Annotated in this window: 1 protein-coding gene; it reads left to right on the top strand. The window is 44.2% G+C overall.

What is annotated here, in order from left to right:
- Positions 1-231, top strand: a 231-nt coding sequence (locus SB679_RS26505; protein WP_410705434.1) for a hypothetical protein, incomplete at both ends; no start/stop codon positions are given.

Genomic DNA, 231 nt, shown 5'->3' on the forward strand with positions numbered 1-231 from the left:
CTTATTGAAGACCAAAAAACCGTATTTACACAACTGAATGGCGGACTGGAAATGCTTGACAGCGGATTTGATGTAATCCGCTACCGCAGCAGAGAAAATCCGGGATATCCACTCATATCAATCAGACACAAGGGAAATGAGCTGAACTATTATGATGACTGGCATGAGTGCACCTCTCCACATCTTTTAGAATCTTTACACTGGCTGGATCCCGCAGCCGAATTTCCTGAT

Source organism: Chryseobacterium sp. SIMBA_029 (assembly GCF_046535275.1).
GTDB lineage: Bacteria > Bacteroidota > Bacteroidia > Flavobacteriales > Weeksellaceae > Chryseobacterium.